This window comes from Streptomyces sp. NPDC001941 (genome assembly GCF_040296945.1).
Lineage (GTDB): Bacteria > Actinomycetota > Actinomycetes > Streptomycetales > Streptomycetaceae > Streptomyces.
Map to the genome: position 1 here is coordinate 98578 of NZ_JBEOYE010000016.1, position 21299 is coordinate 119876.

General features: G+C 73.4%; 18 protein-coding genes. 10 read left to right on the forward strand and 8 right to left on the reverse strand.

Annotation, left to right across the window (positions count from 1 at the left end; all coding sequences use genetic code 11):
* Nucleotides 1-99: 99 nt before the first annotated feature.
* On the forward strand, nt 100-1617 hold the full coding sequence (locus tag ABT160_RS14520) for a fatty acyl-CoA synthetase (RefSeq protein WP_351647383.1): 1518 nt from the start codon (nt 100-102) through the stop codon (nt 1615-1617).
* A gap of 32 nt (nt 1618-1649) precedes the next feature.
* Here ABT160_RS14520 and paaK read toward each other — a convergent pair whose 3' ends face one another.
* Nucleotides 1650-2939 (reverse strand): phenylacetate--CoA ligase PaaK, encoded by a 1290-nt coding sequence (gene paaK / locus ABT160_RS14525; protein WP_351647384.1) that lies wholly within the window; start codon nt 2937-2939, stop codon nt 1650-1652.
* A 177-nt stretch (nt 2940-3116) separates the two neighbouring features.
* Here paaK and ABT160_RS14530 point away from each other — a divergent pair, with 177 nt between their 5' ends.
* A complete protein-coding gene (locus ABT160_RS14530) occupies nt 3117-3491 on the forward strand; it encodes an alpha/beta fold hydrolase (RefSeq protein WP_351647386.1) in 375 nt (124 codons plus the stop codon).
* Between the two features lie 10 nt (nt 3492-3501).
* On the opposite strand, the gene ABT160_RS14535 is transcribed toward ABT160_RS14530, so the two are convergent.
* Nucleotides 3502-5139 carry an acyl-CoA synthetase gene (locus ABT160_RS14535; protein ID WP_351647387.1) on the reverse strand — a complete coding sequence of 546 codons (1638 nt, stop codon included), beginning with the start codon at nt 5137-5139 and terminating at the stop codon, nt 3502-3504.
* 198 nt (nt 5140-5337) lie between these two features.
* Between ABT160_RS14535 and ABT160_RS14540 the strand changes: the two genes are divergently transcribed.
* From ABT160_RS14540 to ABT160_RS14560, 5 genes are all read left to right on the forward strand, one after another.
* Complete coding sequence (locus tag ABT160_RS14540; RefSeq protein WP_351647388.1) at nt 5338-6138, forward strand: crotonase/enoyl-CoA hydratase family protein; 801 nt, start codon at nt 5338-5340, stop codon at nt 6136-6138.
* A gap of 105 nt (nt 6139-6243) precedes the next feature.
* On the forward strand, nt 6244-7191 hold the full coding sequence (locus tag ABT160_RS14545) for a Zn-ribbon domain-containing OB-fold protein (protein WP_351647389.1): 948 nt from the start codon (nt 6244-6246) through the stop codon (nt 7189-7191).
* Nucleotides 7192-8244, forward strand: coding sequence for a thiolase family protein (locus tag ABT160_RS14550; protein WP_351647391.1), 1053 nt, complete (start codon nt 7192-7194; stop codon nt 8242-8244). It abuts the gene before it with no gap.
* A complete protein-coding gene (locus tag ABT160_RS14555; protein ID WP_351647392.1) occupies nt 8234-9400 on the forward strand; it encodes a thiolase family protein in 1167 nt (388 codons plus the stop codon). The genes ABT160_RS14550 and ABT160_RS14555 overlap by 11 nt, the downstream gene beginning before the upstream one ends.
* A gap of 107 nt (nt 9401-9507) precedes the next feature.
* Nucleotides 9508-9753 carry a DUF397 domain-containing protein gene (locus ABT160_RS14560; RefSeq protein ID WP_351647393.1) on the forward strand — a complete coding sequence of 82 codons (246 nt, stop codon included), beginning with the start codon at nt 9508-9510 and terminating at the stop codon, nt 9751-9753.
* Nucleotides 9754-9787: 34 nt separating this feature from the next.
* On the opposite strand, the gene ABT160_RS14565 is transcribed toward ABT160_RS14560, so the two are convergent.
* From ABT160_RS14565 to ABT160_RS14585, 5 genes are all read right to left on the reverse strand, one after another.
* On the reverse strand, nt 9788-10360 hold the full coding sequence (locus ABT160_RS14565) for a hypothetical protein (RefSeq protein WP_351647395.1): 573 nt from the start codon (nt 10358-10360) through the stop codon (nt 9788-9790).
* A gap of 242 nt (nt 10361-10602) precedes the next feature.
* Nucleotides 10603-11265: a methionine ABC transporter permease gene (locus ABT160_RS14570; RefSeq protein ID WP_351647396.1), complete on the reverse strand. Its 663-nt coding sequence runs from the start codon at nt 11263-11265 to the stop codon at nt 10603-10605.
* The gene (locus ABT160_RS14575) at nt 11262-12332 is read right to left on the reverse strand and encodes a methionine ABC transporter ATP-binding protein (RefSeq protein ID WP_351647398.1); all 1071 of its coding nucleotides are present in this window, start codon (nt 12330-12332) and stop codon (nt 11262-11264) included. Before ABT160_RS14575 ends, ABT160_RS14570 begins: the two co-directional genes overlap by 4 nt.
* The gene (locus tag ABT160_RS14580) at nt 12329-13204 is read right to left on the reverse strand and encodes a MetQ/NlpA family ABC transporter substrate-binding protein (protein WP_351647400.1); all 876 of its coding nucleotides are present in this window, start codon (nt 13202-13204) and stop codon (nt 12329-12331) included. Before ABT160_RS14580 ends, ABT160_RS14575 begins: the two co-directional genes overlap by 4 nt.
* A gap of 181 nt (nt 13205-13385) precedes the next feature.
* Complete coding sequence (locus ABT160_RS14585; protein ID WP_351647402.1) at nt 13386-14498, reverse strand: isoafricanol synthase; 1113 nt, start codon at nt 14496-14498, stop codon at nt 13386-13388.
* Nucleotides 14499-14929: 431 nt separating this feature from the next.
* On the opposite strand from ABT160_RS14585, the gene ABT160_RS14590 reads away from it, so the two are divergent.
* From ABT160_RS14590 to ABT160_RS14600, 3 genes are all read left to right on the forward strand, one after another.
* Nucleotides 14930-17845 carry an ATP-binding protein gene (locus tag ABT160_RS14590; RefSeq protein ID WP_351647403.1) on the forward strand — a complete coding sequence of 972 codons (2916 nt, stop codon included), beginning with the start codon at nt 14930-14932 and terminating at the stop codon, nt 17843-17845.
* A 126-nt stretch (nt 17846-17971) separates the two neighbouring features.
* Nucleotides 17972-18472: a hypothetical protein gene (locus ABT160_RS14595; protein WP_351647404.1), complete on the forward strand. Its 501-nt coding sequence runs from the start codon at nt 17972-17974 to the stop codon at nt 18470-18472.
* Nucleotides 18397-18906, forward strand: coding sequence for an RNA-binding S4 domain-containing protein (locus ABT160_RS14600; protein WP_502984225.1), 510 nt, complete (start codon nt 18397-18399; stop codon nt 18904-18906). Before ABT160_RS14595 ends, ABT160_RS14600 begins: the two co-directional genes overlap by 76 nt.
* Before the next feature lie 40 nt (nt 18907-18946).
* On the opposite strand, the gene ABT160_RS14605 is transcribed toward ABT160_RS14600, so the two are convergent.
* Nucleotides 18947-21151: a terpene synthase family protein gene (locus ABT160_RS14605; RefSeq protein WP_351647407.1), complete on the reverse strand. Its 2205-nt coding sequence runs from the start codon at nt 21149-21151 to the stop codon at nt 18947-18949.
* Nucleotides 21152-21299: the final 148 nt, after the last annotated feature.

Here is a 21299-nt window from a genome sequence, read left to right on the forward strand (position 1 = left end):
CCGGGACGACGGTGCCCCGGCGCGGCGGCGCACCGCCACCCGGACCCGCCCGCGCGCCATGTCTTGACCGCCCCCGCCCCGCCCGCCCAGGATCCCGCCATGGAACCCAAGGCCCCGGCCCCCGACCGCCTCCTGGCCGCCACCGTCGACGGCGTGCTGCGCCGCACCGCCCGGCGGGTGCCCGACCGGACCGCCGTCCGCTACGCCGACCGCACCTGGACCTACGCCCAGCTCGACGCCGCCGTCTCCACCGCCGCCGCGGGCCTCGCCGGGCGCGGCCTGGCCGACGGCGACCGGGTCGCCGCCTACGGGCACAACTCGGACGCCTACCTCGTCGCCTTCCTCGCCTGCGCCCGCGCCGGGCTCGTCCACGTCCCGGTCAACCACCACCTGACCGGCGACGACCTGGCGTACGTCCTGCGCCAGTCCGGCAGCTCCCTGGTCCTGGCCGACCCCGGCCTCGCCCCGCACGTCCCGGCGGAGTTCGCCGTACGGGCCCTGCGCGACGCCGACGACTCGCTGCTCGCGGACCTGGCCGAGCCCCGCCCGTACGACCCCGACCGCGACGCCCGCGACCTGGTGCAGCTGCTCTACACCTCGGGCACCACCGCCGACCCCAAGGGCGCGATGATGACGCACCGGGCCCTGGTGCACGAGTACGCGAGCGCCATCGAGGCGCTCGACCTGCACGAGGACGACCGGCCGGTGCACGCGCTGCCGCTCTACCACTCGGCCCAGATGCACGTCTTCCTGCTGCCCTACCTCGCGGTGGGCGCCGAGAACACCATCCTGGACGCGCCCGACCCGGAGCGGATCCTGGACCTGGTGGAGGCGGGCCGCGCCGACTCGCTCTTCGCGCCGCCGACCGTCTGGATCGCCCTCTCCCGGCACCCGGGCTTCGCCACCCGGGACCTGGGCGCCCTGCGCAAGGCGTACTACGGCGCCTCGATCATGCCGGTGCCCGTCCTGGAGCGGCTGCGCGCCCGGCTGCCCGGGCTCGGCTTCTACAACTGCTTCGGACAGAGCGAGATCGGCCCGCTCGCCACCGTGCTGCGCCCCGAGGAGCACGACGGGCGGATGGACTCCTGCGGCCGCCCGGTGCGCCACGTCCGGGCCCGGGTGGTGGACGAGGACGGTGAGGAGGTGGCGGACGGGACGGCCGGTGAAGTGGTCTACCGCTCACCGCAGTTGTGCGAGGGGTACTGGGGCAAGCCGGAGGAGACCAAGGAGGCCTTCCGGGACGGCTGGTTCCGCTCGGGCGACCTCGCGGTGCGCGACGCCGAGGGCTACTACACGGTGGTGGACCGGGTGAAGGACGTCATCAACTCCGGTGGCGTGCTGGTCGCCTCGCGCCAGGTCGAGGACGTCCTCCACACGCACCCGGCGGTGGCCGAGGTGGCGGTGGTGGGGCTGCCCGACGACCGCTGGATCGAGGCGGTGACGGCCGTGGTGGTGACCGGCGGGGACGCGGAGGCCACGGAGGAGGAGCTGGTGGCGCACGCCAGGGAGCGGCTGCCGTCCTTCAAGGCCCCCAAGCGCGTGGTGTTCGTGGACGCCCTCCCGCGCAACGCGAGCGGCAAGATCCTCAAGCGGGAGCTGCGGGACCGGCTGGCCTGAGCCCTTCCCGGCCGGTCCCGCCCGGGAAGGGCTCAGGGCCGCTCGCGCAGGTCCACGATCCGCTTGAACTTGCCCACCGAGCGCTCCAGCGTCTCCGGGTCCACCACCTCCACGCCCACCGACACCCCGATGCCGTCCTTGACCGCCGACGCCACCGCCCGGGCCGCCGCCTCGCGCTCGTCCCGGGTGGCGTCGGCCCGCGCCTCCACCCGTACCGTCAGGGCGTCCAGGCGCCCCCGGCGGGTCAACTGCAGCTGGAAGTGCGGGGAGAGCGCGGGCGTGCCCAGGACGATCTCCTCGACCTGGGTCGGGAAGAGGTTGACCCCGCGCAGGATGACCATGTCGTCGCTGCGCCCGGTCACCTTCTCCATCCGCCGGAACACCCGCGCGGTCCCCGGCAGCAGCCGGGTCAGGTCGCGCGTGCGGTAGCGGATCACCGGCATCGCCTCCTTGGTCAGCGAGGTGAACACCAGCTCGCCCCGCTCCCCGTCGGGCAGCACCTCCCCGGTGAACGGGTCGACGACCTCCGGGTAGAAGTGGTCCTCCCACAGGTGCAGCCCGTCCTTGGTCTCCACGCACTCCTGCGCCACGCCCGGGCCCATCACCTCCGAGAGCCCGTAGATGTCCACGGCGTCCAGCGCGAACCGCTCCTCGATCTCGGCGCGCATCGCCTCCGTCCACGGCTCGGCGCCGAAGATCCCGACCTCCAGCGAGGTGGAGCGCGGGTCCACGCCCTGGCGCTCGAACTCGTCGAGCAGGGTGAGCATGTACGAGGGCGTCACCATGATGATCTCGGGACGGAAGTCCTGGATCAGCTGGACCTGGCGCGCGGTCATGCCGCCGGAGGCGGGGATCACGGTGCAGCCGAGCCGCTCGGCGCCGTAGTGCGCGCCGAGCCCGCCGGTGAACAGGCCGTAGCCGTAGGCGACATGGACCTTGTGGCCGGGCCGGCCGCCCGCCGCGCGGATCGAGCGGGCCACCACGTCCGCCCAGGTGTCCAGGTCCCGCTGGGTGTAGCCGACGACGGTGGGCCGTCCGGTGGTGCCGCTGGAGGCGTGCACGCGGCGCACCTCGGACTGCTCGACGGCGAACATCCCGAACGGGTAGTTGTCCCGCAGGTCGGTCTTGACCGTGAACGGGAAGCGGGCCAGGTCCGCCAGCGAGCGGCAGTCCTCGGGGCGCAGGCCGGCCGCGTCGAACGAGGCGCGGTAGAAGGGCACGTTGTCGTAGGCGTGGCGCAAGGTGTGCCGCAGGCGCTCCAGCTGGAGCGAGGCGAGCCCCTCGCGGTCGAGTCGCTCACCGGCGTCCAGCAGTTCCGACATCCCGCCACTCCCGTCCCGATACACGTGTCATCCACGGCAAAGCGGACAACCGATCATTCGGTCGAGTTGTCCGGGATCAGTAATCCAAGCCCGCCGACGGCCTGTCAAGACGTCCGGCAGCACGCCCTGGGCGAATCCCGTTGCCCCCGCGCGGGGCCGCCTGTGAGGATCACCGCCATGCCCCTGTTCAGCGCCCCCGACGCGACCGAGCTCTCCTACCTGGTACGGGGGGAGGGCGAGCCGGCATCGTGGTCAGCGACGAGGAGTGGGACGCGGCGGGCGAGGTGCACCGGGAGCGGCCCTGGTGCCCGCGCGGCCCTCGCCACCCTCGCCGTGCCCGTCCTGGTGCTCGCGGGGGAGTACGACGGAGGGCCCGCCCCGGAGCGCTGCGCGCAGCTCGCCCGCCTGCTGCCGGGCGCCGGGACCGCGGTGCAGGAGGCTGCGGGCCACTTCCCGTGGGTGGACGACCCCGACGCCTTCCGCCGCACCGTCACCGGCTTCCTCGACGGCCCCGCCGCCGAGTCCCGCGCCGTCACCGTCGGCGGCGAGTAGCCGCCCGACCTCAGGACCCGGCGCGTGCCGCCTCGTCCCGCTCCGTGGCCACCGAGCGGGCCCAGCGGTAGTCGGCCTTGCCGCTGGGCGAGCGCTGGATCCGGTCGGTCAGGACCAGCTGGCGCGGCACCTTGTAGCCGGCGAGCCGGGTCCTGCAGTGCGTCTGGAGCGCCTCCAGGTCCAGCGGCGCGGCCCCCTCGCGCAACTGCACCACGGCCGCGACGTGGTTGCCCCACCGGGCGTCCGGCACGCCCGCCACCAGCGCGTCGTACACGTCGGGGTGCGCCTTGAGGGCCTGCTCGACCTCCTCTGGGTACACCTTCTCGCCGCCGGTGTTGATGCACTGCGAGCCGCGCCCCAGGACGGTCACGATGCCCTGCTCGTCGACGGTCGCCATGTCGCCGAGCAGCACCCAGCGCAGCCCGTCCTTCTGGAAGAAGGTCTCGGCGGTCTTGGCCGCGTCGTTGTAGTAGCCCAGCGGTACGTGCCCGCGCTGGGCGAGCCGCCCCACCTCGCCGACCGCGACCTCCTCGTAGGTGGCGGGGTCGACGACCCGGGTGCGCTCGTTGACCTCCAGGCGGAAGCCCTTCTCCGGGCCCGAGTCGTCGGTGGCCTTGCCGTTCGAACCGGACTCGCTGGAGCCGAAGTTGTTGAGCAGCAGCACGTTCGGGGCGAGCTCCTGGAACTGGGCGCGCACCGTGTCCGACATGATCGCCCCGGACGAGGAGAGGCTGAACAGCGAGGACAGGTCGGTGCCCTTGAGCGGTCCGTGCAGCGCGTCCACCAGCGGGCGCAGCATCGCGTCGCCGACCAGCGAGACGCTGGAGACCTTCTCCTTCTCGATGGTGCGCAGCACCTCCTCGGGCACGTACTTGCGGTGGATGACCACCCGCTGCCCGTAGTCGAAGGCGATGAAGGAGGTGAGCGTGGACGTGCCGTGCATCAGCGGCGGCGTGGGGAAGAAGGTGATCCCGGCGCCGCCCGCCGCGACCCGCTCGGCCAGCTCCTCGGGCCGCTTGACCGGCTCGCCCGCCGGGTCGCCGCCGAAGAGCCCGGCGAAGAACAGGTCCTCCTGGCGCCACATCACGCCCTTGGGCATGCCGGTGGTGCCGCCGGTGTAGATGATGAACAGGTCGTCGGCCGAGCGCTCGGGGAAGCCGCGCTCCGGGGAGGCGGCGGCCTCGGCGTCGGCGAACGCGACGCAGTCCAGGGCGGGCGCGTCCGGCGCGGGGGTGCCCACGCGCACCAGGTGGCGCAGCTTGTCGGTGTGCGGCAGGGCCCCGGCGACGCGCCCGGTGAACTCGGCGTCGAAGACCAGCGCGGCCAGGTCGGCGTCGCGGTAGAGGTAGACCAGCTCCTCCTCCACGTACCGGTAGTTGACGTTGACCGGGACCAGCCGCGCCTTGAGGGCGCCGTACACCGTCTGCAGGTACTCGATGCCGTTGTAGAGGTGCAGTCCCAGGTGCTCGCCCGGCTTCAGGCCGGCGTCGATGAGGTGGTGGGCCACGCGGTTGGCGGCGGCGTCGAGTTCGGAGTAGGTGAGCCGGCGCTCCGCCCCGGTGCCGGGGTGGTCGACGTACACGAGCGCCTCGCGGTCGGGGACCACGTCGGCGATCGACTCGAACAGGTCGGCAAGGTTGTACTCCACCGCTCCTCCTGACACCGGACCGACTTCGGAAGTGGTGCGACGCCCCCCGGGCCGTACTGGCGTGGCGGTCATTAGAGCGCCGAAGGGGGCAACTGGGAAGGGGTGCCGCAGAAGAATCTGACTGAGTGTCAGGAAACTATTGAACTGGGCCCGCACCTACTGCAACCTGTTCTAGGTCTTGAGACGGGAGGCAGGCGAATGGGTGGTACGGAACACCTGGACGTGCGGCGCGAGGGCGCCACACTGGTGCTCACCTTGAACAGGCCGGAGGCGAAGAACGCGCTCTCGCTGCCGATGCTGGTCGGGCTGTACGACGGATGGCTGGAGGCCGACGCCGACGACGGCGTCCGCTCGGTCGTCCTCACCGGGGCGGGCGGGTCCTTCTGCGCCGGGATGGACCTCAAGGCCCTGGCCGGCGGCGGCATGCACGGCGACCACTACCGGGACCGCATGAAGGCCGACCCGGACCTGCACTGGAAGGCGATGCTGCGCCACCACCGGCCGCGCAAACCGGTGATCGCGGCCGTCGAGGGGTACTGCGTGGCCGGCGGCACCGAGATCCTCCAGGGCACCGACATCCGGGTCGCCGGGGAGTCGGCGACCTTCGGCCTCTTCGAGGTCAGGCGCGGCCTGTTCCCGATCGGCGGCTCCACGGTGCGCCTGCCGCGCCAGATCCCGCGCACCCACGCGCTGGAGATGCTGCTGACCGGACGGGCGTACAGCGCGCGGGAGGCCGAACGGGTGGGCCTGGTGGGGCACGTGGTGCCCGAGGGGGAGGCGCTGGCCAAGGCCCTGGAGATCGCCGAACAGATCAACGCCTGCGGACCGCTGGCCGTCGAGGCGGTCAAGGCGTCGGTCTACGAGGCCGCAGAGCTGAGCGAGACCGAGGGCCTCGCGGCCGAACTCAAGCGGGGCTGGCCGGTGTTCGACACGGCCGACGCCAAGGAAGGGGCGAAGGCGTTCGCCGAGAAGCGGCCGCCGCGGTTCACCCGGTCCTGACGTGGCGGCCCGGCCCCGTTGCGCGGGCCGCCGCCCGCGACGGCCCGCGCACCGCACCCGTACCGCCCCGCGCGCCGCACCCCATCCCCACCGAAAGGACCCCGCATGTCCCCCGAACTCCTGCGCGCCCCGCTGGTCGTCGAGTTCCCCTTCACCCGCTCCCTCGGGCCCGTCCAGTCCGCCTTCCTCACCGGACTGCGCGAGCGCGTCGTCCTCGGCGTGAAGGCGGACGGCGGCAAGGTCCTCGTCCCGCCCGTCGAGTACGACCCCGTGACCGCCGCCGAACTGCGCGACCTCGTCGAGGTCGGCGCCACCGGCACCGTCACCACCTGGGCCTGGAACCCCGAGCCCCGCCGCGGCCAGCCCCTCGACCGCCCGTTCGCATGGGTCCTGGTCCGCCTCGACGGCGCCGACACCGCCCTGCTGCACGCCCTGGACGCGCCCGGGCCCGACGCCGTCTCCACCGGGATGCGGGTGCGCGTGCGCTGGGCCGCCGAACGTACCGGCGCCATCACCGACATCGCCTGCTTCGAACCGCACGAGAGCGCCCCCGGCGCCGAACCCGCCCCGCACGACGGGGAGTTCGAGTCCGCGGTGACCGGCATCGTCGCCCCCGCCCGGCTCGACTACACCTACTCGCCGGGCCGCGCCCAGAGCGCGTACATCCACGCCCTCGCCGACCGCAAGTCCGTCGGCGAGCGCTGCCCGTCCTGCTCCAAGGTGTACGTACCGCCCCGCGGCGCCTGCCCCACCTGCGGCGTCGCCACCACCGACCGCGTCGAGGTCGGCCCCCGCGGCACCGTCACCACCTTCTGCATCGTCAACGTCAAGGCGAAGAACCTCGACATCGAACTGCCCTACGTCTACGCCCACATCGCCCTGGACGGCGCCGACCTCGCCCTGCACGGGCGCATCGCCGGCATCCCCTACGACCAGGTCCGCATGGGCCTGCGGGTTGAACCGGTGTGGACCGAGGGCGCCCGCTACCCCGACCACTACCGGCCCACCGGCGAGCCGGACGCCGACTACGACACGTACAAGGAGCTGGTGTAGATGCGAGAGGTGGCCATCGTCGCGTTCGCCCAGAGCGCCCACGTGCGCACCACCGACGAACTCTCCGAGGTCGAGTTCGTCATGCCCGTACTGCACCAGGTCCTGAAGCGGACCGGCCTGAAGACCTCCGACATCGGCTTCACCTGCTCCGGCTCCTCCGACTACCTCGCCGGACGCGCCTTCTCCTTCACCATGACCCTCGACGGCGTCGGCGCCTGGCCGCCGATCTCCGAGTCGCACGTCGAGATGGACGGCGCCTGGGCGCTGTACGAGGCCTGGGTGAAGCTCCTCACCGGCACCGCCGACACCGCGCTGGTCTACTCCTACGGCAAGTCCTCGCCCGGCTCGGTGCGCGACGTGCTGACCCGCCAGCTCGACCCGTACTACGTCGCCCCGCTCTGGCCCGACGCCGTCGCCCTCGCCGCGCTCCAGGCCCAGTCCCTCATCGACGCGGGCGAGACCGACGAGGAGGCCCTGGCCGCCGTCGCCGCCCGCAGCCGCGACGCCGCCACCGCCAACCCGCACGCCCAGGTCACCGGTGCCCGCCCGCAGGGCGACTACGTGGTGCGGCCGCTGCGCACCGGCGACTGCCCGCCCGTCGGCGACGGCGCCGCCGCGGTGATCCTCGCCGCCGGCGACCGGGCCAGGGAGCTGTGCGAGCGGCCCGCCTGGATCCGCGGCATGGACCACCGCATCGAGGCGCACTCGCTGGGCGTGCGCGACCTCACCGACTCGCCGTCCGTGCGGCTCGCCGCCGAGCGCGCCGGCGCCTTCGAACGCCCCGTGGACACCGCCGAACTGCACGCGCCGTTCACCTCCCAGGAGGTCGTGCTGCGCAAGGCGCTGAAGCTGGGCGACGAGGTCGCCGTCAACCCGTCCGGCGGCCCGCTCGCCGCCAACCCGATGATGGCCGCCGGACTCATCCGGCTCGGCGAGGCCGCCGCCCGCATCCACCGCGGCGAGTCCGACCGCGCTCTCGCGCACGCCACCTCCGGGCCCTGCCTGCAGCAGAACCTGGTCGCCGTCCTGGAAGGAGAGACCCGTGTCCGTTGAGCCCGTGGCCGTCGTCGGGGTCGGCCAGACCAAGCACGTCGCCGCCCGGCACGACGTCTCCCTCGCCGGACTCGTCCGCGAGGCCGCCGTGCGCGCCCTGGAGGACGCCGAGCTGACCTGGGCCGACGTCGACGCCGTGGTGATCGGCAAGGCGCCCGACTTCTTCGAGGGCGTCATGATGCCGGAGCTCTACCTGGCCGACGCCCTCGGCGCGGTCGGCAAGCCCATGCTCCGCGTCCACACGGCCGGCTCCGTCGGCGGCTCCACCGCCCTGGTCGCCGCCAACCTGGTCGCCTCCCGCGTCCACCGCACCGTCCTCACCCTCGCCTTCGAGAAGCAGTCCGAGTCCAACGCCATGTGGGGACTCTCCCTGCCCGTCCCCTTCCAGCAGCCGCTGCTGGCGGGCGCGGGCGGCTTCTTCGCCCCGCACGTGCGCGCCTACATGCGGCGCACCGGCGCCCCCGACCACGTCGGCTCCCTCGTCGCCTACAAGGACCGGCGCAACGCCCTGAAGAACCCCTACGCGCACCTGCACGAGCACGACATCACCCTGGAGAAGGTCCAGGCGTCCCCGATGCTCTGGGACCCGGTGCGCTACTCGGAGACCTGCCCGTCCTCCGACGGGGCCTGCGCCATGGTCCTCACCGACCGGGCGGGCGCGGGCCGCTCGCCGCGCCCGCCCGCCTGGATGCACGGCGGCGCGATGCGCAGCGAGCCGACCATGTTCGCGGGCAAGGACTTCGTCTCGCCGCAGGCCGGCAAGGACTGCGCCGCCGACGTCTACCGGCAGGCCGGGATCGCCGACCCGCGCCGGGAGATCGACGCGGTCGAGATGTACGTGCCGTTCTCCTGGTACGAACCGATGTGGCTGGAGAACCTGGGCTTCGCGGACGAGGGCGAGGGCTGGAAGCTCACCGAGGCCGGGGTGACCGAGCTCGACGGCGACCTGCCGGTCAACCCCTCCGGCGGGGTGCTCTCCACCAATCCGATCGGCGCCTCCGGCATGATCCGCTTCGCCGAGGCCGCCCTCCAGGTCCGCGGCCTCGCCGGGGAGCACCAGGTGCCGGGGGCGCGCCGGGCCATGGGCCACGCCTACGGCGGCGGCTCGCAGTTCTTCGCGATGTGGCTGGTGGGCTCGGAGCCGCCGAGCTCCTGACCTCCCGCGTCGGCGCGGACGGGCCCGGGTCCCCCTTCCGTGGCCTGTCCGCGGGCCACGTCGATCGCTAGGGTGAGCCCCGGACGACAACGGGAGGGAGCACGGACGTGGCCGAGAGCACGATCACCGCCGAGGCCGGGGTCTCGGGCTGGGACAAGCCGGACCTCGACCTGAGCAACGCCCAGTGGCAGTCGGGCAGCCAGGGGACGGGAGACGTCCAGATCGCCTTCGTCGAGGGCTTCATCGCCATGCGCAACAGCCGGCGGCCCGAGGGCCCGTCGCTGATCTTCAGCCCCGCCGAGTGGCGGGCCTTCGTGGTCAACGCCCGCGAGGGCGAGTTCGACCTGACGTAGGCCGCCCTCGCGGGCCGGCCCCGCGCGGGCCGCGTCAGCCGTCGTCGCGGGGCGCCGACCGGGCGCGGCGCCCGCGCGCGTCCGCGTACCAGTGCGGAAGGCCGGGCAGCAGCAGGAGGGCCGCGCCCCACAGGGGCACGTGGAACAGCGGCGCGTCGTCGACGAGCCGGTCGGCGAGGACCCCGGCCGCCAGCGCCCCGATGACGGTGGCGGCCCAGCCCGCACGGGCGCCCCGCTCGTCGCGCCGCAGCTCGGTGAGGACCATGCCGACGGCGAGGATCGCGAGGAAGACCAGCCGCGACGGCTCCACCGGGAGCAGGGTGGTGGCGTTCAGCAGGAACGACAGCAGGGTGATCACGCCCAGGACGGCCGTCCCCAGGCACACCATGCGCACCAGGCGCCGCCCGAACGGCACCCGCTCGCGCGCCCAGCGCGCCGCGAAGGCCCGCACGTCGTCACCGACCACGGACTCGGTGCCGAGCCCGGACTCCCGGGCCAGGGCCAGCCGCCCGGCGAGCTCGTCGAGCCAGGCCCGCACCGAGGGGCCGTCCACGCCCCGGTACTCCCAGCTGGTGCGGCACACGGCCAGTATCCGTTCCTCGGTCACGAGGCTTTCCCCCACGTCGTTGCGGTGTCGTTCGAGCTGCCGTCGGTGTCAGGGGTGGTCAGCCCCCGGACCTGGCGGTTCCGCTCGACGGTACCCCGGCGCCGCGCGGAACCCGCCGCCACCCTCGTACGGTCCCCGGCGCACCCCCGCGCGCCGGGGACCCGCAAGCCGCCCATGGAGACGGTGCAGCGGATGCCAGCACCCCCGCGCGCCGGGGACCCGCACCCCTCCGAGGCGCCCGTTCAGCGTCGCAGCACCCGCCGGGCCACCAGGTTGCCCAGCAGCTGCGCCAGCTGCACCAGACCGATCAGCACCAGTACGGTCACCACCATCACCGAGGTGTCGAAGCGCAGGTAGCCGTAGGTCATCGCCAGGTTCCCCACCCCGCCCCCGCCGACCGTGCCGGCCACCGCCGAGAAGTCGATCAGCGCGACCAGCATGAACGTCAGGCCGAGCACCAGCGGCCCCAGCGCCTCCGGCACCAGCACCGTCAGCAGGATCCGCAGCGGCCCCGCGCCCATGGACCGGGCCGCCTCGATCACGCCCGGCTCCACCGACAGCAGGTTGGACTCCACGATCCGGGCCACCCCGAAGGTCGCCACGATCGTCATCGGGAAGATCGCCGCGTCCGTGCCGATCATCGTGCCGACCACGCCCCGGGTCACCGGCGCCAGCGCCACGATCGCGATGATGAACGGCACCGGGCGGATCACGTTGATCAGCAGCCCGAGCACCGCGTGCACCGGACGGCTCGGCAGCACCCCGCCCTTGCGGGTGGCGTACAGGGCCAGGCCCACCGCGAGACCGCCCACGGTGGACAGGGCCAGGGTCACCAGGACCATGTAGACGGTCTCGCCGGTCGCGTCGACGACCTTGGGCCAGAAGGTGGTCCAGTCGGCCTTCATCGCGCACCCGCCCCGGACAGCTCACCCGCGGCGGCCAGTTCGGCGGCCACCGCCTCGACGTCCCGTTCCCCGCCGCGCAGTTCCAGGGTCACGCTCCCCAGCGGCCGGCCCCGCACCTCGCCGACGCCACCGTGCACCAGCGTGAAGTCCACGCCGCGCTCGCGCAGCAGCGGCGAGAGCCGCGCCATCACCGGCTCCCCGTCGACCACCGGCACGGTCACCAGGCGCCCCGGGTACCGGTCGCGCAGCCGCTCCCACTGCTCCCCGTCCGGCGCGCCGTGCAGCGCCGAGCCGACGAACGCGGCGGTCGTGGCGTGCCGGGGCCGCGCGAACACCTCGTACACCTCGCCGCTCTCCACCACCCGTCCGTCCTCCATCACCGCGACCCGGTCGCACAGCGCCCGCACCACCTCCATCTCGTGCGTGATCAGCACGATGGTCACGCCCAGCTCCGCGTTGACCCGCCGCAGCAGCGCCAACACCTCGCCGGTCGTCTGCGGGTCGAGCGCGGACGTCGCCTCGTCGCACAGCAGGATCCCCGGGCGGGTGGCCAGCGCCCGCGCGATGCCGACCCGCTGGCGCTGGCCGCCGGAGAGCTGCTCGGGGTGGCGCGCGCCGTGCCCGGCCAGGCCCACGAACTCCAGCGCCTCCTCGGCGCGGCGGCGGGCCTCGGCCTTGCCGGTCCCGGCCAGCCGCAGCGGGTAGAGCACGTTGCCCAGCACGGTGCGCGAGCGGAACAGGTTGAACTGCTGGAAGATCATGCCGATCTCCCGCCGCACGCCGCGCAGTTGGCGCTCGCCGAGCTCGGCGAGGTCCCGGCCGCCGACCCGGACGCGCCCGGCGCTGGGCGTCTCCAGGCTGTTGACCAGCCGCAGCAGCGTGGACTTGCCCGCGCCGCTGTGGCCGACGATCCCGAAGACCGATCCCGTCTCCACGCCGAGCGTGACGTCGTCGACGGCCCGGGTCCCGCCGGGGAAGTCCTTGGAGACGCCGAGGAGTTCGATGAGCGGCCCGGGCGGCCGCGCGGCCGCCTGCTCGTCGTACGGCGCCGTCCCCTGCGGGCTCATCGCTTCAACTCCTTCGCGACACGGTCGAGTTCGGCCCGCAGCTTGGCGCCGGACAGCTCGACGTGGTGGGCGGTGCCGTTGCTGGAGCGGCGCACCTCCGCCTGGACCGGGGCGGAGGCGTACAGCTCCACGATCCTGCGGTAGTCGGCGTTGTCCTCCCCGCCCGCCCGGGCGGCGATGACGTTGAGGTAGGGCACGGTGGCCGGGCTCTTGGGGTCGTCCTTGAACAGCGCGCTCTTGGCGTCGATGCCGGCCAGGCTCGCCACGCCGTCGTTGATGACGGACGCGTCGGTGTCCTTCAGGGCCCGGGGCGTCTGCTGGGCGTTCATCGGGGTGAGCTCGAGGTGCTTGGGGTTGGCGGCGATGTCGTCCGGGGTGGCGAACAGTCCGGTGCCGGGCTTCAGCCGGATGAGCCCGGCCTGTTCCAGCACGCGCAGGCCGCGGCCCTGGTTGGCCGGGTCGTTGGGCAGTGCGACGCGTCCGCCGTCGGGCAGGTCGGCGGCCTTGCGGTGCTTGCCGGAGTACAGGCCGAGGGGGACCACGACGGTCGGGGCCAGCGGCACGATGTCGGTGCCGTTCTCCTCGTTGGACTGGGCGAGGAAGACCAGGTGCTGGAAGGCGTTGAGGTCGAGGTCGCCCGCGCTGAGCGCCTTGTTGGGCAGCGAGTAGTCGTCGAAGACGACCACCTCGACGTCGAGGCCCTCCTTCTTCGCCTCCTTCGCCAGCACGTCCCACTCCGTGGAGTCGCCGGACACTCCGATCCGGATGCGGTGGTCGTCGCCGGTCAGACCGCAGCCCCCGACGAGCAGGGAGAGGGCGGTGGCGGTGGCGGCGGCGAGCAGGACGCGTCGGCGCGGCAGGGGAGGTGTCATGAGTCAGGTCCAAGAGAAGTCAGTGGCAGGACCTGAGGATCGTAGGCATCAAATGCTTTATGACCTTGACTTGAAAGGTGCTGTTCATGATCTTGCAATGGATGCGAAGGGGGATCGGGCGCGGGGTGGGGCGGCCGGGGATCGGACCCGGCCGCCTCACCCCACCCTGGATCCTGGAGTCCTAGCCCACGTCCTCCTTCACCAGATGGGCCCACGGCCGCAGCCTGCCGCTGCTGACCGCCGCGATGCCGGACGCGTCGTAGCGCGCGGTGCCCCGCGACCAGGCCAGGTTGCCGCTCATCAGGGCGCGCATGCCCCCGACGTAGTCGGCGACCTGCTCGCGCAGCCGGCCGGTCAGTCCGGCCTCGGTCAGCTCCGCGTCCAGCGTGCCCGCCAGCTTCTGGAACCGGGCGACGCGGTTCGCCGCGTGCCGGGCCACCCGCCGCACCGCCTGGTCGAGGCTGGTCGCGTCGCGCCGCTGGAGGATGATCACACTGTTGTTGACGTCGCCGGCCGCCAGTTCCTTGTCGACCGAGACGATGTCGTTGACGAAGATCACCACGTCCGCGGTGATCTGCCGCATCTCCGCGAGCGGCACGCCCTCGTGCAGCTCGCGGGGGAGCGTGTAGCCGCCGCACCGCTCGACCAGGTCCAGGCAGGGCTGCACGCCGATCGAGTCGCGCCGCCCGCGCAGGAAGCCGGGCAGCGACAGGGTGCCGTTGCGGGTGCGGTTGAGGGCCTCCCAGTGGTAGGCCTTCAGGTACGCCCGCCAGTGCTCGCGGAACCGCTCCCGCCAGAGCAGCGGCCGGCCGTCGGCGACCCGGCCCCACAGCTCCGCGAAGCTCACGGCCAGCGGGCCGGGCACCTCTCCCGGCAGGGGTGGCTCGCCGTCCAGGACGCGCAGTACGGAGTCGACCTCGCGCGCGACCACGTCGGGCCGCTTGCCGAGGTCGCCGTCGAACTGGTCGTCGAAGACGAAGAACCAGGCGTTGAGGTCGGTCGCCAGGGCCAGTTCGCCCTCGTCGGCGTGCGGATAGAAGTACGCCATCAGCAGTTCCAGGCCCATGGCGTCGTACTCGGCCGTGGCCCGCTCCGAGGTGAGCATCCCGAAGCGGTGCAGCCAGTCCAGCGTGTGCGCGCCCGCCGCCGCGTGCCCGGGGTGCGCGCGGGCGGCGAAGGGCAGGTCGACGAGTTCGGTACGGGGCGACGTGCGACGCCCCGGTGGGGCCGACTTCCTTCCGCTGCGGGGGTGTTCGGCGGTGGGGGAGTCGTCGGACGCGTGGTCCGCCGCCAACGAGGCGCTCGTGGCGCCCTGTTGGGGAACGGACGTCAGGGGAGGCGGGGAGGCGGGGGTGGTGGGGGTCGTGGGGGTGGGGGACGGTGAGGCGGGGGGTACGTGGTTCGAGGGGACGGGGGACAGAGCTGAACGGGGCGTCATCCTGCGGGACATCGGCCCCTCCCTTCAGGCCACAGAGACGGTCTCGGCAGAACCGTCGGCGCGGGAGGCCTCTCATGGTGCGCCGGTGCTCGCCGAGCGTTCAAGCGGCGCATTGCCCGAGCCGCGCGCTCTTTGTATATGCGCGGGCCAGGTCCCCATACACCGTTGTCTTCGACTTCGCCTGAAATTGATGAACTTGCTCGCTATCGCGACCGTAAGCGCTTGAGCAGTGTCACGCTGTCTGCCCGCAAGCGTAGGCTCGGTTCTATGTCCCAGAGAGGTACGCGATGGCGGACGTGAGAGGCCGGGGAAGGTCCGCGCGCCGGATCCTGTTCGAGCGCGAAGAGGCACTTGTCCAGTTCGACGGCATGGTCAACGACCTGTGCGGCACCGCGGAGGACGAGGGGGGTCCGCCCAGCGGCGGCGTCCTGGTGATCTCCGGTGCCGCGGGTCTCGGCAAGACGGCGCTCGTCGCGGAAGTGCGCCGCAAGGCGCTCGCCCGCGGCTGCACCGTGATCTCCGGCCGGGGCAACGAGGCCGAGCAGGGGGTCGCCTACCACGTCGTACGCCAGCTGGTGCAACCCGTCCTCGCCGCGACGCCCGAGGAGGAGCACCGCAGGATACTGGGGAGCTGGTACGACATCGTGGCCCCCGCGGTCGGGCTGATCGCCGGCTCCGGCGACGCCTCGCCCGACCCGCAGGGTGTCCGCGACGGCCTCGACTGGGTGGTCACCCGGTTCGCCGTCGAGCGGATGCCCGTCGTGCTCATCCTCGACGACGCGCACTGGGCCGACGACGAGTCGCTCAACTGGCTCACCGCGTTCGCGCTGCGCGCCGCCGACCTGCCGATGCTCGTCGTCCTCGCCTACCGCCCCGAGGAACTGCCCAAGTACGGGACGGAGTTCCGCAACCTCGCGCTGCGGCACGGCTCCCGCCCCATCGACCTGGAAGCGCTGTCCCCGTCCGGCGTCGGCCGCCTCGTGCGGCACGCCCTGGGCGAGGGCGCCGACGACCTGTTCTCCCGCGAGTGCTGGGCCCTGACCGCGGGCAACCCCTACGAGGCCGTCGAGCTCGTCGCCCGCATCAACGACCAGGGCATCAAGCCCCAGTACGCCAACGCGGCCGAACTGCGGGAAATGGCCTCGGCGTTGCGCGGCAGCGGACTGCTCGACCGGCTGGAGCGGCTCGGCCCGTCCGCGGTCCGGCTCGCCTGGGCCGTCGCCGTCCTGGGCACCGACGCCGACCCGCACTGGGCCGCCGGGGTCGCCAGCCTCGGCGTCGAGGAGGCCGTCGACGCCACCGACCGGCTCCGCCAGGCCCGCGTCCTGGCCCCGGTCCAGCCCGACACCTCCAAGCTGGAGTTCTTCCACCCGCTGGTCGGCACCACCGTCTACCGGGCCATCCCCGCCGCGATCCGCGTCGCCATGCACGGCCAGGCCGCCTACGCGGTGACCGAGGCCGGGCACGGCCCCACCGCCGCGGCCCGGCACATCCTGGAGATCCACCCCGACAACGACGGCTGGGCGGTGACCCAGCTGCGCGCCGCCGCCGGGGAGTACCTGCGGGCCGGTGCGCCCGAGGCCGCCCGGCGCTGCCTGGCCCGCGCGCTGCGCGAACCGCCCGCCCTGCAGGACCGCGCCCAGGTGCTGTTCGAGCTGGGCTGCTCCGCGCTGCTCACCGAACCGGCGACGACCGTCAACCACCTCAAGGCCGCCCTGGAGGAGCCCGAGCTCGCCCCCGAGCTGCGCGAGGCCATCACCTCCCGGCTCGGCCAGGCCCTGGGCCACGCCGACCGGATGAAGGAGGCCGCCGAGGTCGTCGCGGCCGAGGCCAAGCGCTCCACCAGCGCCCGCACCCGGCTGCGGATGCAGGGCGAGACCTTCCAGTGGAGCGCCTTCCGCGCCGACGAGGAGGACTCCCCGGCCCGCTCCCGCAGGCTCGCCCGGCTCGCCGAGCACCTGACCGGGCGCGGCAAGGAGGAGCGCTACATCCTGGGCCTGCGCGCCTGGGACGCCATGGTCCGCGGCGAACAGGCGACCACCGCGCTGCACTACGCGGAGGAGGCCCTGAAGGGCGGACTGCCCTGGACCGACGACAACTGGGGCTTCGAGGTCCCGGTCATGGTCGCCCTCACCTTCATGTACTGCGACCAGCCCGGCCGCGCCGACGACCTGTTCACCCAGGGCATCACCGAGTGCGAGCGGAAGGGCTGGCGCGGCGCCCACCTGTCGTTCGGCCTCACCCTGCTCGGCTTCATCCGCTTCCAGCGCGGACGGCTGACCGAGGCCGAGGAGCTGGTGCACAGCGGGCTGCGGGTCGCCGACCGCGTCGGCCAGCGCATCCCCGCGCAGTGGTTCGCGCTCGGCATCCTGATGCAGATCCTGCTCGCCCGCGGCCGGGTCGACGAGGCCCGGCAGCTCGCGGACACGTACAACTACGGCAGCGTCGTGCCGGGCGCGGTCACCTACCCCGACTCCGAGACGGTCTACGCCGAGCTGCTGCTGGCCCAGGGCATGCGCGCCGAGGCCGAGCGGCGGCTGCGGGCGGTCGGCCGGCGGCTCGACCCGCGCGCCATGCGCAACCCGATGTGGTGCCCCTGGCGGCTGCTGCTCGCCCAGGCCACGGCCAACACCGACCCGGCCGGGGCGACGGCGATGGCCCGCGAGGGCATCGAGCTGGCCCGCCGCTTCGGCACCCCCGGGGCGATCGGCCGCGCGCTGTACGCGGCGGCCAAGGTGACCACCGGCGCCGAGAGCCTGTCCCTGATGGGCGAGGCGGTCAAGCAGCTGGAGCGCTCCCCGGCCGCGTACGACCTGGCGCTCGCCATGGTCGACCACGGCTGCGCGCTCAGCCGCGCCGGGCTGCCGCAGGACGCGGCCGACCTGCTCATGCGGGGCCTGGAAGGAGCGGTGGGGTGCGGTGCCGACGCGCTCGCCGCCCGGGCCCGCGAGGAGCTGGCCGCCTCCGGCCTGCGCCCGCTGCAGCTGCGGGCCGTCGGCTCGGACGACCTGACCGCCCTGGAGAAGCAGGCGGCCGAGCTGGCCGCCGAGGGCTACGACAACGACCGGATCGCCACCGACCTCGGGTCGCGCGAGCGGGCCGTGGAGCTGCTGCTCTCCGGCGCCTTCCGCAAGCTCGGCACCGACCGGGTGGGCCTGCCGGGACTGCTGCCGCGCCAGCCGGGCGAGGGCGTCCACACCTGACGTCCGGGCCCCGCGCACCGGGTCCGCTGCCGACCTGGACCCGGTGCGCGGGGACGGCCCCGCACGAGCCCGGACGGGGCCGGGCCCCGGCGTCACGCATGGTGCCCGTACCCGTACCATGGCGGCATGTCCTTCCTCCGCCGCCGCAGCTCCGCCACTCCCGCGGGCCCGGACTTCGACGTCCTGGCCATGGACCCGGGTGACTGGCCCGGGAACCTGGGTGCCGGCCTGCTGCCCGCGCCCGACGGCAGCTGCCAGGGCGTCTTCCTCCGGTACGACCTGTTCGGCGGCCGCGGCCCCGCGATGATCATCGGCAACCTGCCCGAGGGCTCCCCGGCGCGCGAGCTCGGCGAGGGCCAGGTGCCCTTCGAGGTGGCGCAGCTGCTGGCCGCCCTGGAGAACGACGAGCCCGTCGAGGTCACCGGCTCCGAGGACGTGCCGGTGATGCAGGGCGACAACCTGCTGATCGTGCGCCGCCTGAAGCTCTCCGAGACCCGGATCTCCTGCGTGCAGTTCGACCGCAGTGACAACGTCCTGGTCACGATCGCCAGTTGGGACCGGCCGATCACCGACGACCTCTACGCACTGCTCAAGCCGCTCCCGGCGGAGCTCTTCCAGCAGGGCTGAGGCCCTACAGTCGGTCCATGGCAACCGAGGCGAAGCAGACCGTACGGGTCGACAGCTGGATCTGGTCCGTCCGCCTGACCAAGACGCGCTCCCAGGCCGCGGCGGCCTGCCGCGCCGGGCACGTCAGGGTCAACGGCGACCGGGTCAAGCCCGCCCAGTCGGTCAAGGCGGGCGACGAGGTGCGGGTCTTCCACGAGGGCCGCGAGCGCATCGTGGTGGTCCGTGAACTGCACAGCAAGCGCGTCGGCCCGCCCGTCGCCGCCGAGGCGTACGTGGACAACAGCCCGCCGCCGCCCCCGCGCGAGCACGTGGCGCTGGCCGGCGTACGGGACCGGGGCGCGGGCCGCCCCACCAAGCGCGAGCGCCGCGAACTGGACCAGCTGCGCGGCTCGCGCACGGCGGAGCGGCAGCAGCGGCGCGGCGACCAGGGCTGATATCCGGGGGCCGCACCCGCGGCCCCCGGCGCGGCCGTCCCTACGGCGTCAGCAGCTCCCGCACCCGGGCCGCCGCCGTGCCCCGCCCGGTCGGCCCCGGCACGAACGCGGCCCCGGCCCGCAGCGGGGCGTTCGCCACCAGCGCCACGTCCTCGGGGCCGTAACGGCGCACCCCGCGGTGCCAGTTGAGGATCCCCGCCAGCCAGTCCTCCAGCTCGCGCACATACACCGCGACGGCGCCCCTGCCCTCCTCGTCGAGTCCGAAGTCCGCGCACAGCAACGGCAGTTCATGCGCCTTCACGTGCAGGAACTGGCGCATCCGGCCGCGCATCAGGTCGTCGACGATCCGCAGGCCCGTGGGGTAGTCGCAGTCGAAGAACTTCTGCACCACCAGCACCCCGTTGTGCACCTCGCCCTCGACCTCGATCTCCTTCTGGTACGAGAACACGTCGTTGAGCAGGCACGCGTAGTCGGCGGCGGCGCCCTCCAGGGAGCGGAGCGTGCCGCTGCGCAGCACCTCGGCGGGCAGCCGGTCGCGGTGGCGCAGCCGGCACAGCGCCATCGTCAGGTCCGAGCCGAACGTGGCGCGCCGCATCTCCAGGTAGTCCACCGGGTCCGGCACCCGGTGCTGCGCCTGGTTGTGCAGCTCCCACAGCCAGCTGTCCAGCATCGAGGCGATCGCGTCCCGCAACTGCGCCCGGGCCTCCGGGTCCATCGGTCCCGCGGTGCGCGCCCACAGGTCGGCCAGGCCCCGCTCCAGCGGCGTGGTCGCCCCGGCGAGCCCGGCGGCCGGGTCGGCCAGCGGCATCCGCTCCTTGAGCCGGTCGGTGCAGAGCTTGGCCCCCAGCAGGTTGCGCGGGCGCCCGAAGACCAGCGGGTAGTAGTCGTCGCCGTACGTCCCCCAGGTGAGCCACTCGGAGCTGAGCTCCAGCTCCTCCGGCGTGGCATCCGGGTCCAGGCCCGCCGCGCAGAGCGCGAAGTCGAAGCCGCGCAGCATCGGTTCGTCCCAGATGTCGCCGAGCAGCCCGGTCCTCGCCGCCCAGTCGACGGACTTCTCCAGCGCGTCCTGGTGGTGCGGGCTCAGCGAGAGCGTGAACGGCACGTCGAAGTCCGGGAGCCGGGAGGGGCCGACGCGCTCGTGCGGCACATGGGTGAGGGTGCGCAGCCGGGCCGCCGCGGGCCGTCCGAACAGGGTGCGCACGTCCAGCGCGGAGGTGCCGAGGATCCCCTCGTACGGCGAACTCGCCTTCACCGCGCCCTCGTTCATGTACCGGCTGGAGCGCAGGTGCCACTCGTGGCCGCCGGACTGCCAGTCCTGCAGGCCCTTCACGTAGGCCGCCACGGCCGCGCACTGGGCCGGGTCGAGCGAGTTCTCCAGGCAGAGCGCGGGCACCTCGGTCAGCGCGGTGTTCTCGAACTGGTGCAGCCGCGAGGTCAGCAGGTCGTTGCAGGCCTGCGCGGCCTCCTGCGTGGTGCAGCCCAGGAACTTCTCCAGGACCAGCACGCCGTTGCTGTTCTCGCCCTCGTCCTCGACCTCGCGCTGGTACGAGAACAGGTCGTTGCGCAGGTGCACCGCGTCCGAGAACGCGTCGGTCAGCACCCGCAGCGGACGCGAGCGCGCCACCCGCTCGGGCACCTCGGCGCCCGCCGCGTACTCCACCAGGCCCGCCGACCAGGGCGCGCCGCCCACCTTGCGGCGCATCTCGATGTACTCGACGGGGTTGGCGATCCGGCCCTCGTTGATGTTCGAGAGCTCCCACAGCGACTCGTTGAGCAGGTTCCGCGTCGACTCGGCGAACCGGGCCCGCCAGGCCGGGGACATGGCCGGCACCGTCCGCCGCCACAGGTCCGCCAGGCCCGCCTCCACCGGGTTGGCCGGCTCGGGGAAGCCCGCGTCCGGGTCCATCGGCATGAAGGCGGGCAGCCGGTCCAGGTACGCCTTGCCGCCCTCGCGGTCCAGCGTCCGCTTGAAGATGTCCAGGAAGTGGTCGTCGAAGAAGAAGACCCACACGTACCAGTCCGTCACCAGCGACAGGACCTCGGCGTCGCAGTCGGGGTGCGTGTAGGCGCACAGCAGCCCGTAGTCGTGCGCGTCGAGGTCGCTCTCCTCCCAGATGCCGGAACCCTCCAGCATCCCCATGCCGCGCGCCCACTGCCTGGTGTGCGAACGGGCCTGCTCCAGATGGGGGTTGAGGCGCGCCGGGTACGGCACGTAGAAGTCGGGCAGGACGAAGGGCTGAGCCATGCGCGGTAGGCCTTTCGGGGGCGTGGGGACGGGTCCGCCCCCGGGCGTGGGGGCGGTGCCGCCCCAGCCCTACCCGTCCCCCGTACGGCCCACTCCGCGGCCGGACTAGTCATACGAACGCCAAGGGGCGCCGCGGTCCGTACGGACC

What these genes read in the sequence shown, in the direction of transcription:
- ABT160_RS14545 (WP_351647389.1), top strand. Translation starts at nt 6,244, where the DNA reads ATGTCCCCCGAACTCCTGCGCGCCCCGCTGGTCGTCGAGTTCCCCTTC.
- ABT160_RS14530 (WP_351647386.1), top strand. Translation starts at nt 3,117, where the DNA reads ATGCCCCTGTTCAGCGCCCCCGACGCGACCGAGCTCTCCTACCTGGTA.
- ABT160_RS14570 (WP_351647396.1), bottom strand. Translation starts at nt 11,265, where the DNA reads ATGAAGGCCGACTGGACCACCTTCTGGCCCAAGGTCGTCGACGCGACC.
- ABT160_RS14590 (WP_351647403.1), top strand. Translation starts at nt 14,930, where the DNA reads ATGGCGGACGTGAGAGGCCGGGGAAGGTCCGCGCGCCGGATCCTGTTC.
- ABT160_RS14540 (WP_351647388.1), top strand. Translation starts at nt 5,338, where the DNA reads ATGGGTGGTACGGAACACCTGGACGTGCGGCGCGAGGGCGCCACACTG.
- ABT160_RS14550 (WP_351647391.1), top strand. Translation starts at nt 7,192, where the DNA reads ATGCGAGAGGTGGCCATCGTCGCGTTCGCCCAGAGCGCCCACGTGCGC.
- paaK (WP_351647384.1), bottom strand. Translation starts at nt 2,939, where the DNA reads ATGTCGGAACTGCTGGACGCCGGTGAGCGACTCGACCGCGAGGGGCTC.
- ABT160_RS14605 (WP_351647407.1), bottom strand. Translation starts at nt 21,151, where the DNA reads ATGGCTCAGCCCTTCGTCCTGCCCGACTTCTACGTGCCGTACCCGGCG.
- ABT160_RS14595 (WP_351647404.1), top strand. Translation starts at nt 17,972, where the DNA reads ATGTCCTTCCTCCGCCGCCGCAGCTCCGCCACTCCCGCGGGCCCGGAC.
- ABT160_RS14575 (WP_351647398.1), bottom strand. Translation starts at nt 12,332, where the DNA reads ATGAGCCCGCAGGGGACGGCGCCGTACGACGAGCAGGCGGCCGCGCGG.
- ABT160_RS14580 (WP_351647400.1), bottom strand. Translation starts at nt 13,204, where the DNA reads ATGACACCTCCCCTGCCGCGCCGACGCGTCCTGCTCGCCGCCGCCACC.
- ABT160_RS14520 (WP_351647383.1), top strand. Translation starts at nt 100, where the DNA reads ATGGAACCCAAGGCCCCGGCCCCCGACCGCCTCCTGGCCGCCACCGTC.